Below are 15,135 nucleotides of genomic sequence, written 5' to 3'. Positions count from 1 at the left end.
CGACCGGGCGGGCCTGTGGACAAGTCGGCCTTCGCCGGGGTGAGCCGACACAATGGGTGATGTGAGTACCACCAGCCTTCCCTCGCCCCGCCGCGCGGCCGAGCTCCGTGCCGCCCTGCTCGCCGCCGGCTTCACCGCCGACGGCATGCTCGACCTGCTCGGCGCCCCCGCCTACGCCGCGCTCGCCCGCAGCGAGACCGTGCCCGCGCTGCGCGCCACCCGCGGCGACGGCCCGCTGAGCACCCTGATCCGGCTGTTCCTGCTCCAGCGCCCGGTGCCGTACGTGCACGCCGAGGCGGCGCTGCCGGTGGCGGACGCCCTCGCCGACGGCTGGCTGCGCCGCGAGGGCGACGAGGTGCACGCCCGCGTCGACGTCCGGCCGTACGGCGGGCCCGACGGCGAGGACTGGTTCATCGTCTCCGACCTCGGCTGCGCGGTCGGCGGCGCCGGCGGCATCGGCAGCCGTGAGGAGGGCGTGGTCCTCGGGGTCGGCGGCGCTTCCACCACCCTCGCCGGGATCACCGTCCGCACCCCGGTCGGCTCCGCCCTCGACCTCGGCACCGGCTCCGGGATCCAGGCGCTGCACGCCTCGCAGCACGCGACCCGGGTCACCGCCACCGACGTCAACCCGCGGGCCCTCGACTTCACCCGGCTCACCCTCGCGCTCTCCGGCGCCCCGGAGGCCGAGCTGCTGACGGGCTCGCTGTTCGAACCCGTCGGGGAGGCCACGTACGACCTGATCGTGTCGAACCCGCCGTTCGTCATCTCGCCCGGCGCCCGGCTGACGTACCGGGACGGCGGGATGGGCGGCGACGACCTGTGCCGGACGCTGGTGCAGCAGGCCGGCGACCACCTCAACCCGGGCGGGTACGCGCAGTTCCTCGCCAACTGGCAGCACGTGGAAGGGGAGGACTGGAAGGACCGGCTGCGCTCGTGGGTGCCGCGCGGCTGCGACGCGTGGATCGTGCAGCGCGAGGTCCAGGACGTCACCCAGTACGCGGAGCTGTGGCTGCGCGACGCCGGGGACCACCGCACCGCGCCCGAGGAGTACGCCCGCCGGTACGAGGACTGGCTGGAGGAGTTCGAGGAGCAGCGCACCAAGGCGGTCGGATTCGGCTGGATCACGCTCCGGAAGTCGGGGGCCGAGTACCCGTCGATCGTGGTGGAGGAGTGGCCGCACCCGGTGGAGCAGCCGCTCGGCGACACCGTGCGCGCACACTTCGAGCGCCAGGACTACCTGCGCGGGCACGACGACGCGGCGCTGCTGGCCGGCCACTTCAGGATGGTGGCCGAAGTCGTCCAGGAGCAGGTCGGCGTGCCGGGTGCCGAGGACCCGGAGCACGTGGTGCTGCGCCAGCACCGCGGGATGCGCCGGGCCACCAAGGTGGACACGGTCGGCGCGGGCTTCGCCGGGGTGTGCGACGGCTCGCTGAGCGCGGGCCGGATCCTCGACGCGATCGCCTCGCTGGTGGAGGAGGACCCTGTGGTGCTGCGCGACCGGACCCCCGAGGCGATCCGGCTGCTGGTCGACCAGGGGTTCCTGGAGCCGGTGGATCCGGCGCGGGTGCGGGCAGGGGAGTGAGCCGAGCGGGGCGGGCGCTTCCGGCTCCCGCCCCGGTCCCTCCCCGACGCGGGCCCGCTCCCGGCTCCGGCTCCGGCTCCGGCTTCGGCTCCGGCCCGGACCGGCCCGGACCGGCCCGGACCGCCCGGCTTCGTCCCGGCTCTCCTGAGGGTCCTGCCGGTCCCGCCGCCCCTCCCGGCCGCGGTCCGTCCGCCATGTCCCGGTCCGCCGGGTTCACCCGGGGTGAGTTCACCTGGGGTTCGCGTGGATTTCGGCCTTCCGTGCAGGGGTGCGTGCCACGCTCGCGGCGGGAGTTCCCGGCGGGCGCCGGGAGGAGGGGGCGTGGCATGGAGAGCGGACCCGCCTGGTTCGCCGGGCTGACGTTCGTGCTGTTCGGCGTGGCCCTGCTGGCCTGGACGGCGGCCCGGGCGGTGCGCCGGGCGCCGGTCGCCGACGGAGTGGGGCAGGCGGTTGCCGTACCGCTGTCGCTGCTGGCCGGAGCGGTGTCGCTGGCCCTCGGGGTGTGGTGTTTCACCCGGTTGTGACACACCCGGCACCACCCGCCCGCCGTCCGGCGCCGGAGCTCCGGTGAAGGCCCGGTGGAGCCCGGGTGGAGGCGGCGCAAAGGGATCGCGGACGGCTGGGGAACGCCTCGGTCCGGTGCCGACGGCGGTATCCGGGCGGCAGGAATGGCACTAGTCGGGTTACCGTTCGAGTGGCCGTTGCGGGCTTCCGCCGTTTGACACGGGGGCGGGTTGTACCGTCACACTCCGCAGCGTCGCCGTACTGCGACCGAGTGCCGACCGGAGAGAAGAGCCAAGTTGTCCCCGACTAGCGAGACCGCAAAGGGCGGCCGCCGACTCGTCATCGTCGAGTCTCCTGCCAAGGCGAAGACGATCAAGGGCTACCTCGGGCCGGGGTACGTCGTCGAGGCGAGCGTCGGGCACATCCGCGACCTCCCGAACGGCGCCGCCGAGGTGCCCGAGAAGTACACCGGCGAGGTGCGCCGCCTCGGCGTCGACGTCGAGCACGACTTCCAGCCGATCTACGTCGTCAACGCCGACAAGAAGGCACAGGTCAGGAAGCTCAAGGAGCTGCTGGCCGAGTCCGACGAACTCTTCCTCGCCACCGATGAGGACCGCGAGGGCGAAGCCATCGCGTGGCACCTCCAGGAAGTCCTCAAGCCCAAGGTCCCCGTCCACCGGATGGTCTTCCACGAGATCACCAAGGACGCGATCCGCGACGCCGTCGCCAACCCGCGCGAGCTGAACCAGCGCATGGTCGACGCCCAGGAGACCCGCCGCATCCTCGACCGCCTCTACGGCTACGAGGTCTCGCCGGTCCTGTGGAAGAAGGTCATGCCCCGGCTGTCCGCCGGCCGTGTGCAGTCCGTCGCCACCCGCCTCGTCGTCGAGCGGGAGCGCGAGCGCATCGCGTTCCGTTCCGCCGAGTACTGGGACCTGACCGGCACCTTCGGCACCGGCCGCGCCGGCGACGCGTCCGACCCGTCGACGCTGGTCGCCCGCCTGAACACGGTCGACGGCCGGCGCGTCGCGCAGGGCCGCGACTTCGGCCCGAACGGGCAGCTCAAGAGCGACGTCCTGCACCTGGACGAGGCGTCCGCGCGCGCCCTGGCGGCCGCCCTCGCCGAGACCTCCTTCGCGGTCCGGTCCGTCGAGTCCAAGCCGTACCGCCGCTCGCCGTACGCGCCGTTCCGCACCACCACGCTCCAGCAGGAGGCCAGCCGCAAGCTCGGCTTCGGTGCGAAGGCGACCATGCAGGTGGCCCAGAAGCTGTACGAGAACGGCTTCATCACCTACATGCGTACGGACTCCACGATCCTGTCCGACACCGCCGTCACGGCGGCCCGGGCGCAGGTCACGCAGCTGTACGGCGCCGACTACCTGCCGGAGAAGCCGCGCGTGTACGCCGGCAAGGTCAAGAATGCGCAGGAGGCGCACGAGGCGATCCGTCCTTCGGGTGATCGTTTCCGCACGCCCGCCGAGACCGGCCTGACCGGCGACCAGTTCCGCCTGTACGAGCTGATCTGGAAGCGCACCGTCGCCTCCCAGATGAAGGACGCGACCGGCAACTCCGTCACCGTCCGGATCGGCGGCACCGCGGCCGACGGCCGCGACGCCGAGTTCACCGCCTCCGGCAAGACGATCACCTTCCACGGCTTCATGAAGGCCTACGTGGAGGGTGCCGACGACCCGAACGCCGAGCTCGACGACCGCGAGCGCCGGCTGCCGCAGGTGGCCGAGGGCGACGCGCTGACCGCCGAGGAGATCACGGCGGACGGCCACGCGACCAAGCCGCCGGCCCGCTACACCGAGGCCTCGCTGGTCAAGGAGCTCGAAGAGCGCGAGATCGGCCGTCCGTCGACGTACGCCTCGATCATCGGCACCATCCTCGACCGCGGCTACGTCTTCAAGAAGGGCACCGCGCTCGTCCCGTCCTTCCTCTCCTTCGCCGTGGTCAACCTGCTGGAGAAGCACTTCGGCCGGCTCGTCGACTACGACTTCACCGCCAAGATGGAGGACGACCTCGACCGCATCGCGCGCGGCGAGGCCCAGTCCGTGCCGTGGCTCAAGCGCTTCTACTTCGGCAGCGAGGGCGCCGGCGCAGGCACCGCGGCCGAAGCCGGCAACGGCGACGGCGACCATCTGGGCGGCCTCAAGGAGCTCGTGACCGACCTCGGCGCGATCGACGCCCGCGAGATCTCCTCGTTCCCCGTCGGCGAGGGCATCGTGCTGCGCGTCGGCCGCTACGGCCCGTACGTCGAGCGCGGCGAGAAGGACGCGGAGGGCCACCAGCGCGCCGACGTGCCCGACGACCTGGCGCCCGACGAGCTGACCGTGGCCTACGCCGAGGAGCTGTTCGCCAAGCCGAGCGGCGAGTTCGAGCTCGGCAAGGACCCGGTCAGCGGCAACGAGATCGTCGCGAAGGACGGCCGCTACGGCCCGTACGTCACGGAGATCCTCCCCGAGGGCACCCCGAAGACCGGCAAGAACGCGGTCAAGCCGCGCACCGCCTCGCTCTTCAAGACCATGTCCCTGGACACGGTCACCCTGGAGGACGCGCTCCGCCTGATGTCGCTGCCCCGCGTCGTCGGCGCGGACGCCGAGGGCCAGGAGATCACCGCGCAGAACGGCCGCTACGGCCCGTACCTGAAGAAGGGCACGGACTCGCGCTCCCTGGAGACCGAGGACCAGCTCTTCACGATCACGCTCGACGAGGCCCTGGCGATCTACGCCCAGCCGAAGGTGCGCGGCCGGGCCGCGGCCAAGCCGCCGCTGAAGGAACTGGGCACCGACCCGGTCAGCGAGCGTCCCGTCGTGGTCAAGGACGGCCGCTTCGGCCCGTACGTCACCGACGGCGAGACCAACGCGACCCTGCGCCGCGACGACGACGTCGAGACGATCACGCCGGAGCGCGGCTACGAGCTGCTGGCGGAGAAGCGGGCCAAGGGACCGGCCAAGAAGGTCGCGAAGAAGGCGCCCGCGAAGAAGGCGCCCGCGAAGAAGGCCACGGCGAAGAAGACGGCCGCCAAGACCACGGCCGCCAAGAAGACCGCCGCGGCCAAGACCACGGCTGCCAAGAAGACCACCGCCAAGAAGACGACCACGGCGAAGAAGACCACCGCCGCGGCCGCCGGGAAGACCGCCGCGGCGCCGGCGGACGAGGCGTAGCGGAGGCAGTGTGCAGGGCGGGCGGGCCCCGGGACCGGATCGGTTCCGGGGCCCGCCGCGTACCCGGGAGTACGGGCGCCCCGGCGCGCGATCGGCACCACCGGACACAGCGGATAGGCTGGGCGGATGACGCGAACCGAGCAGCCAACGGTCGTGAACCCCACCTACGACGAAGCCCTCGCCGCGGACTCACGCGAACGCGCGGTCCGCTCCCTGCTGCGCATCCCCCTGCTCCGGCGGCTGTGGAGCGCGCAGCTGGCGAGCGGGATCGGCGATGCCGTGGCCCTGCTGGTGCTGGTGCTGCTGGCGTTCGAGGCGGCCGTCGCGGAGGGCTCCTTCGGCGGCGGCTACCGGGGTGCGGCCTTCGCGGTCGCCGCCGTCTTCGGCGTCCGCATCCTCGCCACCCTGCTGTGCGGCGCCGCGCTGCTCGGCCCGCTGTCCGCCCTGACGGCGGCCGGCGGCAAGCTAGACCGGCGCTGGACGATGGTCGGCGCGGACGGCATCCGGATCGCGTTGTTCGTCGTCGCCCCGCTGTGGATCGACTGGGTGCCCGCGCACGCGCTGACCCTGCTGCTGGTCACCGGGTTCGTGTCAGGGGTCGCCGAGCGGCTGTGGACCCTCGCCAAGGAGAGCGCCGCGCCGGCCCTGCTGCCGCCCCCGCCTCCGGAGGGTGCCACCGTACGGCCGCTGCCCGACCACCTGGACGCGCTGCGGCGGCTGTCGCTGCGCACCGGGTTCCTCGCGCTGCCCGCCGCGGCCGCCGTGCTGGTGGTCTCCGGGCTCCTGGCCAAGCTGGTCGGCCTGTTCGGGGACTGGTTCTCGGCCCACCAGGCCGCCCTCGGCTCGTACGTGGCGGCCGGCCTGTTCGCGGCCTCGGTGTCCATCCTCGTCCCGCTGATACTCCCCGACGGCGAAGGCCCGCGCCCGCGGTCGCCGCTGGCCGGGCTGCGGCCGCCGGTGCAGGACGGCCGGCCCGAGAAGGGCCGCACCGGCGCCGTCCCGCTGCTCGTCCTCGCCTGCGCGTCCGTTGCCGGAGCCGTCTCCTGCGCCGTCGCGCTCACTGCCCTGCACGCCGACGACCTCGGCGGCGGGCCCGTGACCTTCGCGCTGCTCGTCCTCGCGCTCACCGGCGGCACCGCCGCCGGCATCCGCGGTGCCCAGGCCGGCAAGGCGCTGCCCGGGCTGTCCCGGCGGCGGCTGCTGGCCCTCGCCATCGGTCTGACCGGCTTCGCGCTGCTCGGCGCCGGGCTGATCGGCGACACCTCCACCGTCGTGATCCTGGCCCTGGTCGCCGGTGCCGGCGCGGGCGTCGCGGCGAACACGGGCCACGCGCTGATCGACCAGGAGACCGAGGAGTCCCGGCGGGAGGCGGTCACCGAGCACCTGCACGCCGTCGCACGCATCGCCGTGGCCATCGGCGCCGTGGCCGCGCCGCTCCTCGCCGCCGCCATCGGCCCGCACCGGCTCGCCGGCGGCGACCTCGTCTTCGCCCACGGCGGCGCCGCCTTCACCCTGATGCTGGTCGGCGCGCTGCTGCTGCCCGTCGCGGTGATCGTGCTGGCGCGCGCCGACGACCGGCAGGGCGTGCCGCTGCGGCGCGACCTCCGCGAGGCGCTGCTCGGCGGCGAGCCCGCCCAGACGCCCTCCGCCACCGGCTTCTTCATCGCCCTGGAGGGCGGCGACGGCGCCGGCAAGTCCACGCAGGTCAACGCGCTCGCCGAGTGGATCCGCAACAAGGGCCACGAGGTGGTCGTGACCCGCGAGCCGGGCGCCACCCCGGTCGGCAAGCGGCTCCGGTCGATCCTGCTCGACGTCTCCTCCGCCGGCCTGTCGAACCGCGCCGAGGCACTGCTGTACGCCGCCGACCGCGCCGAGCACGTGGACAGCGTCGTACGGCCGGCGCTGGAACGCGGTGCCGTCGTCATCTCCGACCGCTACATCGACTCCTCGGTGGCCTACCAGGGCGCCGGCCGAGACCTGTCGCCGACCGAGATCGCACGGATCTCGCGCTGGGCCACGGACGGGCTCGTCCCGAACCTGACGGTGCTGCTGGACGTCTCGCCGGAGACGGCGCGCGAGCGGTTCACCGAGGCCCCCGACCGGCTGGAGTCGGAGCCCGCCGAGTTCCACCAGCGGGTCCGGTCCGGCTTCCTGACGCTCGCCGCCGCCGACCCCGGCCGCTACCTGGTCGTCGACGCCGGCCAGGACCCGGAATCCGTCACCACGGTGGTCCGCCACCGGCTCGACCGGATCCTGCCGATGTCCGAGCAGGAGCGCGAGGCGCAGGCCGAGGCGATCCGGAAGGCCGAGGAAGAGGCCCGCCGGAAGGCCGAGGAGGAGCGGGCCCGCAAGGAGGCCGAGGAGAAGGCGAAGGCGGAGGAGGAGGCCCGGCGCAAGGCGGAGGAAGAGCGCCTGCGCGCCGAGGAGGAGGCCCGCAAGGCCCGCGAGGCGGAAGAGGCCCGGCTGCGCGCCGAGAAGGAGGCCGAGGAAGCCCGCCTCCGGGCGGAGCGGGAGGCCGAGGAGGCCCGGCTGGAGGCGGAGCGCGAGGCCGAGAGGGCCCGGCTCCGGGCGGAGGAGGAAGCCCGCCGGAAGGCCGAGGAGGAGCGCCGGCGCGCCGAAGAGGAGCGGCTGCGCGCCGCCGAGGAGCAGGCCCGGCGCGAGGCCGAGGCCAGGGCGCGCGCGGCGGAGGCCGAGCGGGTTCGTCGGCAGGCCGAGGAGGAGGCCCGGCTGCGGGCCGAGGCCGAGGAGCGCCGCCGCGAACGCCAGCGCAAGGCGGAGGAAGCCCTGGTGAAGGCGGAGGAGGCCCGCCGGCTGGCGGAGGCGGCGGCCGCCGCTGCGGCTGCGGCTTCGGTCAAGGCGGCGGGCGCCGCTGCCGGTGGCACTGCGGCCGGTGGTGCCGTGGCCGGTGCTGCTGCCGGCGCCGCGGCCGGTCCGGCTGCCGGTGGCACTGCCGCCGCGGCGAAGGTGCCGATGACGAAGGCCGCGGCCGACACCGCGCCCACCGCCAAGGTGCCCCTGGTCAAGGCCGACGAGCCGGCGAAGCGGCCCTCCTGGGCCGCCGCGGCCGACGCGGCGGCCGGCTCCGACGTACCCGCCGACGAGGCCGTGACCGTGGAGACCCCGCTGGTCGGCGCCGAGGAGATCACCCAGACGATCCCGGTCCCGGCCGTGGACCCGGGGGCCGCCGGCCCGGCGCAGACCGACCCCGCCGCCGAGACCTCCGTGCTGCCGCCCGTACGCGACGGCATCGAGGAGACGGCCGTACTGCCGCCCGTACGGGAGGCGGAGCCGCGCGGCGTCGACGAGACCGCCGTGCTGCCTCCCGTACGCACGGACGCCCCGGCGGACCGGTTCCCGCAGGGGATCTTCCGTGACGAGGCGCCGGCCGGAGCGGAGGACAGCACCCGCGAGCTGCCCCAGGTCGACGCGTCGGGCCGTCCCCTGCACCGCCCGGACTGGGCCGAGGAAACCCCGCTCGACGACTTCCCGACCCTGGCCGACGAACTCCTCGGCCCCCGCGACCGCGACGACGACGAACCGCGCGGCCGCCGCGGCGGCCGCCGGCGCTGAGCCGCCGGCCGTGGTCCGGCGCTGAGCCGGGGCCGCCCTTCCGGACCGCGGGCCGCTGGCCGCGGGACCACGGCCCGTCGGCTGTGGACGTGGCGGCCCGGTGTCCGTGGCGGGCCCCACAATGGTGGGGACGGTGTGGGACGGGTGAGAGGGGCCGGGCGGATGGCCGTGTGGGACGACCTGGTGGGTCAGGAGCGGGTGCAGGCGCAGCTCGCCGCGGCCGCGCGGGACGCGGACGCCCTGGTCACGGCGGTGGACGCCGGGCAGCCGGCGCCGGCCGCCTCCAAGATGACGCACGCCTGGCTGTTCACCGGGCCGCCCGGTTCCGGCCGGGCCACCGCGGCCCGCGCGTTCGCCGCCGCCCTCCAGTGCACCAGCCCCGACCGTGCCCTCGGCGGTGAACCCGGCTGCGGCTTCTGCGACGGCTGTCACACCACGATGGTCGGCACCCACGCCGACGTGGAGATCGTCCGCACCGACCTGCTGTCGATCGGCGTCAAGGAGACCCGCGACCTGGTCCGCCGCGCCCAGCTGTCGCCCGCCGTCGGCCGCTGGCAGGTCATCGTCCTGGAGGACGCCGACCGCCTCACCGAAGGCGCCGGCAACGTCCTGCTGAAGGCCGTGGAGGAACCCGCACCGCGCACCGTGTGGCTGCTGTGCGCGCCCTCGCTGGAAGACGTGCTGCCCACGATCCGGTCCCGCTGCCGGCACCTGACCCTGCGCACCCCCTCCGTCGCCGCCGTCGCGGACGTGCTGGTCCGCCGGGACGGCATCGAACCCGAGGCCGCCGCCGCCGCGGCCCAGGCCACCCAGGGCCACATCGACCGCGCCCGCCGCCTTGCCACCGACGAGCGGGCCCGCGACCGGCGGGCCGCCGTGCTGCGGCTGCCGATGCGCGTGGACGACGTCGGCGGCTGCCTCAAGGCCGCGCAGGAGCTCGTCGACGCCGCCGCGGAAGACGCCAAGCAGGTCGCCGAGGAGGTCGACGCCAAGGAGACCGAGGAGCTGCGGGCCGCCCTCGGCGCCGCCGCCGGCACCGGCGGCCGCATGCCCCGCGGCACGGCCGGCGTGATGAAGGAGCTGGAGGACCGGCAGAAGCGCCGCAAGACCCGCACCCAGCGCGACACCCTCGACCTCGCCCTGACCGACATCACGGGCTTCTACCGCGACGTCCTCGCCCTCCAGCTCGGCTCCGGTGTCGCCCTGGCCAACGCCGCCCAGCGCCAGGACCTCGACAGGATCGCCCGCGCCTCGACCCCCGAGCGCACCCTGCGCCGGATCGAGGCCGTCCTCGCCTGCCGCGAGGCCCTCGACCGCAACGTCGCCCCGCTGCTCGCCGTCGAGGCCATGACGATGGCGCTGCGCGCGGGCTGACGCGCCGGACGTGTCACTCGTACGGGCCTGCCGGGGCGCCGAGCGGGCCGGGCACCCGGTGCGGACGGCTAGTCTCCGGACATGGACACGAGGCGCGTGCTGCGTACCACCGGGACTGTGATCGCCGCCGCCGGACTGCTGGTCTCCGGCTGTACGTCGGGGGATTCGGGCCCGTCCGCGGCGGCCTCCTCCACGGGGCCGCAGCCCCGCTCGACCGTGGTGTCCGCCGCCCTGAAGCCGTACTACGAGCAGCGGCTGACGTGGCGGGACTGCGGTGTGGCCGGGTTCGAGTGCGCCACGATGAAGGCGCCCCTCGACTACGCGAAGGCCGGCAACGGCGAGGACATCGAGCTCGCCGTGTCCCGCAAGAAGGCCACCGGCCCCGGCAAGCGGCTCGGCTCGCTGCTGGTCAACCCGGGCGGCCCGGGAGGCTCCGCGATCGGCTACCTCCAGGCGTACGCGGGCATCGGCTACCCCGCCCCGGTACGGGCCCGGTACGACATCGTGGCCGTCGACCCGCGCGGCGTGGCGCGCAGCGCCCCCGTGGAGTGCCTCGGCGGCCCTGCGATGGACGCGTACACGCAGGTCGACCAGACTCCCGACGACGCGGCCGAGCAGGCGGCGCTGGTGAAGGCCTTCAAGGAGTTCGCGGCGGGCTGCGAGCGGCGCGCCGGCCGGGTGCTGCCGCACGTCTCGACGGTCGAGGCGGCCCGGGACATGGACCTGCTGCGGGCGGTCCTCGGCGACGAGAAGCTGACGTACGTGGGCGCCTCGTACGGCACGTTCCTGGGGGCGACGTACGCGGATCTGTTCCCGGACCGGGTGGGGCGGCTGGTGCTCGACGGGGCTATGGACCCGTCCCGGTCCGCGCTCGACCTCAACCGCGACCAGACCGCCGGCTTCGAGACCGCCTTCCGGTCCTTCGCGAAGGACTGCGCCGCCCAGACCGACTGCCCGCTCGGTACGGGCGGCCCCGACGCGGCGGCCCGGCGGCTCAAGGAGTTCTTCGCGAAGCTGGACGCCCAGCCCGTGGCCACCGGCGAGCGGCGCACCCTCGGCGAGTCCCTGGCCACCACCGGGGTGATCGCGGCGATGTACGACGAGAGCGCCTGGCCGCAGCTGCGCGAGGCGATCCGGCAGGCGATGGACGGCGACGGATCCGGGCTGCTGGCCCTCGCGGACAGCTATTACGAGCGCGAGCCGAACGGCAAGTACGCCAATCTGATGTTCGCCAACGCGGCCGTGAACTGCCTCGACCTCCCGCCGGCCTTCACCGGGCCGGACGCGGTCCAGGCCGCCCTGCCGTCCTTCGAGAAGGCCTCCCCCGTCTTCGGCCGGGGCCTCGCCTGGGCCTCCCTCAACTGCACGTACTGGCCGGTCAAGGCCACCGGCACCCCGCACCGCCTCACGGCGCAGGGCGCCGCCCCGATCGTGGTCGTCGGCACCACCCGCGACCCGGCCACCCCGTACAAGTGGGCCGAGGCCCTCGCCGGCCAGCTCGACTCGGGCGTCCTCCTCACCTACGACGGCGACGGCCACACGGCCTACGGCCGCGGCAGCACGTGCATCGACTCCGCGATCAACGACTACCTCCTGAAGGGCACCCCGCCCCCCTCCGGCAAACGCTGCTGACCCCCCTGGTCAGAGGCACCCCGAATAACCCTGTAGACTGAGCGCCGCTGCTGATGCGAACCTCCTCGGAGGCCGATTCCGCAGCTTGCCGCCTTAGCTCAGTTGGCCAGAGCAACGCACTCGTAATGCGTAGGTCTCGGGTTCGAATCCCGAAGGCGGCTCCATGTCTGACCAGCGGTTTCCTTCGGGAAGCCGCTGTTCTACTTTGTGGGCAGTTGCAGTTCCCGTTGCGATAGAACGGATGTTCAACCCCACAGGGCATCCCCCATCCGCTTCGCCGCGTCGTTGGCGAGCGCCGAGCCAACGTGCGTGTACCGCTGCGTCATCCGCATGGACGAGTGGCCGAGGATCTCCATCACGACCCGGGGGCTGACCCCGGACTCGATCAGCAGCGTGCCGGCCGTGTGGCGGCCGTCGTGCACGCGGGCGTCCCTGATGCCTGCGGCCTGGAGGATGTCCTTCCACTCCTCCCAGTCCATCCGGGGGTCGATCGGCCTGCCGTTCTCCTGGCAGAACACGAGGTCGTGCTCCTCCCAGAGTTGGCCGGCGGCCAGACGCTCCTGAAGCTGCTCCTTGCGGTGCGCGCGCAGGATCGGCACCAGCGGCGGCGGGATGGGGGCCAGCCGCTTGTTCTTGCCCTTGGGCTCCCGGAACACGAGGCCGCCGCCCGTACGCTGCGGGCACACCTTGGCGTGCGCCTTGCACCCCTTCGGGCAGGGCCGGGGGCACCCGTTCTTGAGCCTCGCGTGCTGCTTGCAGGTGGACTTGCAGCCCTTGCGGTGATGGGCGGCACCGCAGGCGTGGGCGTCTTCGCAGCCGTGCTGCCACGTGAGCCGCTGGAGCTGCCACCAGACCTTCATGACACCGCGGTCGAGGTCCACGTACTTCCAGCGCAGCCCGAGGGCCTCGCCCTGGCGGAGCCCCTCTGCCAGGGCCACCGACCAGCGCGCACCGTTCCGCCGCTGGCTCGCTTCGGTGAGAACGGCCTTCGCCTCGGCCTGGCTCAGCGGGTCGATCTCGACCTCCGCCGCGGACGGCGGCTCAACGAGGGTGGCCACGTTGCGGTGAATCATGTCCCGCTGCATGGCGACCTTCAGCGCGCGGGCGATGATCCGGTGCGCCTTCAGCACGGTCCCGGACGAGAGGTCCCGGCGGAGCATGTCCAGGTACATGGCGTCCAGGTGCTCCGGGGCGAGCTTGTCCACGCGGTGCTTGCCGATCCCCGGGAACAGGTACAGGCGGCACTTCGACCGGTAGTCGTCCAGCGTGCGCGGCGCCATCGTCCCGTCGGCCACCTTCCGGGCGCACGCCGTGTCCATCCACGTGGTGAGCCACTGCTCAACCGTCGGCGGCCGGCCTGCCTTTCGGGTCTTGCCGGTGTCGCGGAGCTTCTCCAGCTCCTTCACCTTGGCGCGGACGCCGGCCTCGTCGGGCCCTTGGCGGTGCCGCCGGTCCGGGGCGCCGTTCGGCTTCACGCCGACCGTGACCCAGCCGTGCCACTTCCCGTCCGCCTCGGAGTAGTACACCGAGGACTCGCCGTTGCTCCGCCGGCCGCTCACCCGGCGCGTCCGGGGCGTCCGGGCGGAAGGAACTGGCGCTGCCGGGCGTTGGAGATCCAGCGCCTCACGGTCGCAACGGGCGTGTTCGTCTCGTCCGCGATCACGGTAGCCGGGGCGTTGTGGCCCGTGGCCACCAGCCACTTGTAGGTACGGGCGAGATCGCGGAGGAAGTCGTCCGTGATGCGGCCAGCCGGGCGGGAAAGCCGCGGCGGTCGCTCGCCAGCGCCCTGCGGGCCGCCGCTGAGCATGATCATATTGCCGGGTACGACCACGTCCTTCGGGTCGTCGGCCCCTCGGAGTTCCTCGGCGCTACCGAAGTGCCGCTCCAGTTGCTCCACGCTGACGGGCTCTTCGTGGGGGGCTCGCAAGAGCACTTCGAGGTACGGGTTGCTTTCGCCCATCGCGTCCCACATCTGGCCCAAGACGCCCTCGCCGTTCACGGCCTCCTCCACGGCCTGAAAGGGGACGTATCGCCACACGTGGGTGCTGATAGGGGATGGGCTGTCCATGACCACGGTGTGCACGTTGAGACGCTGCTGAGGGCCGGCGCCGGAGCCGCGGAGCCGCATGTAGACGGTGGTGCTGTCCGTCAGCGCCTTCACGCGAACCCAGCCGCCGGGAGCGCACACGGCGCGCCAGTCGGTCAGTTCCTTCATGGGCCCAGCATCCCAAGTGCACAACCAATGCGCAACCTCTCCGAATAGCCTGGACACCCTTGCATGACCGATGGTGACCCCTGTAGCGTGAAGTGAGCAGCCTGGCTGATTGGTCATCCAGGTGTGTCACTGGAGCGCTGATGTCTCAGATCCTCTACAAGCCCGAAGAGGCGGTATCGCTGCTTCGGATGGGGCTCACCACGGTCAAGGCGAAGATCGCCACGGGTGAGCTGCGCAGCATCAAGATCGGCCGTTCGCGCCGGATTCCGGCGGAGGCCCTGCACGAATTCGTGCGCCGCCTCGACATCGAGCAGAACGGCGACGGCGCCGGGGTTGCAGCCCCGGCGCCGTCCGAGAACACCTCTGCCACGTCCTGAAACGCCAACGGCCGGGGTTGCAGCCCCGGCCATGGATGGAGTCCTCATGACCCACGTTACCGCCGTGCTCCCCGTCCTCGCGAGCACGGAACTCGACATCTTCGACGCCGACCAGCGGCGCCGGATCCCCGCCAGCGAGGCCATCGCCCGCATGACGCCGGTCCCCGTCTCGGCGACGGAGCATGCGTTCGCGGCTGACGCCGTGGAGCGCATCGCCCGCCGCGCCGACGCCCTCGCCGCCACCAGCACGCCGCCGATCACCCCGCGCGCCGCCCGAGTCCTCGAAGGCATCGAGAAGGCCAAGGAGGGCCAGCCGCAGAACTACCGGTCCTTCCTCGACCTCGTCGCCATCGAGATCCGGCAGGCCGGCGACTCCGAGGCCGTCCTCGCGCGGGTCCTGGAGATCATCACCACCGCGCGCGCCAAGGACGAGCCCGCCCCGGCCCCCTGCCCGGTCCACGCGTGGTGCACCGAGACCGGTGACCACGTCGAGCACACCGGCGCCACCCTCGAAGCCGCCTGCACGGACGGGTACGGGGAGGCGGTCCTCCCCGCGGTCCTCCTCGACTGGGGCACCAAGGGCGTCACCGTGGGGCTCCTCGACCTCGACCTCAGCCCGGCCGAGGCCCGGGTGAAGGTCGCCGAGCTGCGCGCCCACCTCGACCGCGTCGAGGCCCTCATCGACACCGCCGAGAAGTCGGCCCGGTGACCAGC

At 73.5% G+C, this 15,135-nt stretch carries 10 protein-coding genes and 1 tRNA gene; 9 read left to right on the top strand and 2 right to left on the bottom strand.

Annotation, left to right across the window (positions count from 1 at the left end; all coding sequences use genetic code 11):
- The first annotated feature begins 61 nt into the window (after window positions 1-61).
- The 7 genes from LG634_RS14580 to LG634_RS14550 all read left to right on the top strand — a co-directional run bounded on the left by LG634_RS14580 (window position 62) and on the right by LG634_RS14550 (window position 11,993).
- On the top strand, window positions 62-1,582 hold the full coding sequence (locus tag LG634_RS14580) for a DUF7059 domain-containing protein (protein WP_443729012.1): 1,521 nt from the start codon (window positions 62-64) through the stop codon (window positions 1,580-1,582).
- Window positions 1,583-1,908: 326 nt separating this feature from the next.
- Window positions 1,909-2,106 carry a hypothetical protein gene (locus LG634_RS14575; protein WP_226734206.1) on the top strand — a complete coding sequence of 66 codons (198 nt, stop codon included), beginning with the start codon at window positions 1,909-1,911 and terminating at the stop codon, window positions 2,104-2,106.
- Window positions 2,107-2,382: 276 nt separating this feature from the next.
- Entirely contained in the window at window positions 2,383-5,253 is a 2,871-nt protein-coding gene (gene topA / locus LG634_RS14570) for a type I DNA topoisomerase (RefSeq protein WP_226734205.1), read from the top strand.
- 126 nt (window positions 5,254-5,379) lie between these two features.
- Entirely contained in the window at window positions 5,380-8,823 is a 3,444-nt protein-coding gene (tmk, locus tag LG634_RS14565; RefSeq protein WP_226734204.1) for a dTMP kinase, read from the top strand.
- A gap of 162 nt (window positions 8,824-8,985) precedes the next feature.
- Window positions 8,986-10,197, top strand: coding sequence for a DNA polymerase III subunit delta' (locus LG634_RS14560; protein ID WP_226734203.1), 1,212 nt, complete (start codon window positions 8,986-8,988; stop codon window positions 10,195-10,197).
- 81 nt (window positions 10,198-10,278) lie between these two features.
- Window positions 10,279-11,829, top strand: coding sequence for an alpha/beta hydrolase (locus tag LG634_RS14555; protein ID WP_226734202.1), 1,551 nt, complete (start codon window positions 10,279-10,281; stop codon window positions 11,827-11,829).
- An 87-nt stretch (window positions 11,830-11,916) separates the two neighbouring features.
- Window positions 11,917-11,993, top strand: a tRNA-Thr gene (locus LG634_RS14550).
- 81 nt (window positions 11,994-12,074) lie between these two features.
- Here LG634_RS14550 and LG634_RS14545 read toward each other — a convergent pair.
- Together LG634_RS14545 and LG634_RS14540 are read right to left on the bottom strand one after the other, a co-directional pair.
- On the bottom strand, window positions 12,075-13,388 hold the full coding sequence (locus LG634_RS14545; protein WP_226734201.1) for a tyrosine-type recombinase/integrase: 1,314 nt from the start codon (window positions 13,386-13,388) through the stop codon (window positions 12,075-12,077).
- Window positions 13,385-14,044 (bottom strand): hypothetical protein, encoded by a 660-nt coding sequence (locus LG634_RS14540; RefSeq protein ID WP_226734200.1) that lies wholly within the window; start codon window positions 14,042-14,044, stop codon window positions 13,385-13,387. Before LG634_RS14540 ends, LG634_RS14545 begins: the two co-directional genes overlap by 4 nt.
- Before the next feature lie 140 nt (window positions 14,045-14,184).
- Between LG634_RS14540 and LG634_RS14535 the strand changes: the two genes are divergently transcribed.
- Both LG634_RS14535 and LG634_RS14530 read left to right on the top strand, forming a co-directional pair.
- The gene (locus LG634_RS14535; RefSeq protein WP_226734199.1) at window positions 14,185-14,421 is read left to right on the top strand and encodes a helix-turn-helix domain-containing protein; all 237 of its coding nucleotides are present in this window, start codon (window positions 14,185-14,187) and stop codon (window positions 14,419-14,421) included.
- Between the two features lie 46 nt (window positions 14,422-14,467).
- The gene (locus LG634_RS14530) at window positions 14,468-15,130 is read left to right on the top strand and encodes a hypothetical protein (protein ID WP_226734198.1); all 663 of its coding nucleotides are present in this window, start codon (window positions 14,468-14,470) and stop codon (window positions 15,128-15,130) included.
- Window positions 15,131-15,135: the final 5 nt, after the last annotated feature.

It is taken from the genome of Streptomyces bambusae (assembly GCF_020532645.1).
Classification (GTDB): domain Bacteria; phylum Actinomycetota; class Actinomycetes; order Streptomycetales; family Streptomycetaceae; genus Streptomyces; species Streptomyces bambusae.
Note: the sequence above shows the minus strand (reverse complement) of the source record. Positions and strands in the feature narration are given on the sequence as shown.

Bases quoted from the DNA above. Each gene is read 5' to 3' on its own strand.
- LG634_RS14575 (WP_226734206.1), top strand. From the start codon at position 1,909: ATGGAGAGCGGACCCGCCTGGTTCGCCGGGCTGACGTTCGTGCTGTTC.
- tmk (WP_226734204.1), top strand. From the start codon at position 5,380: ATGACGCGAACCGAGCAGCCAACGGTCGTGAACCCCACCTACGACGAA.
- LG634_RS14560 (WP_226734203.1), top strand. From the start codon at position 8,986: ATGGCCGTGTGGGACGACCTGGTGGGTCAGGAGCGGGTGCAGGCGCAG.
- LG634_RS14555 (WP_226734202.1), top strand. From the start codon at position 10,279: ATGGACACGAGGCGCGTGCTGCGTACCACCGGGACTGTGATCGCCGCC.
- LG634_RS14540 (WP_226734200.1), bottom strand. From the start codon at position 14,044: ATGAAGGAACTGACCGACTGGCGCGCCGTGTGCGCTCCCGGCGGCTGG.
- LG634_RS14535 (WP_226734199.1), top strand. From the start codon at position 14,185: ATGTCTCAGATCCTCTACAAGCCCGAAGAGGCGGTATCGCTGCTTCGG.
- LG634_RS14530 (WP_226734198.1), top strand. From the start codon at position 14,468: ATGACCCACGTTACCGCCGTGCTCCCCGTCCTCGCGAGCACGGAACTC.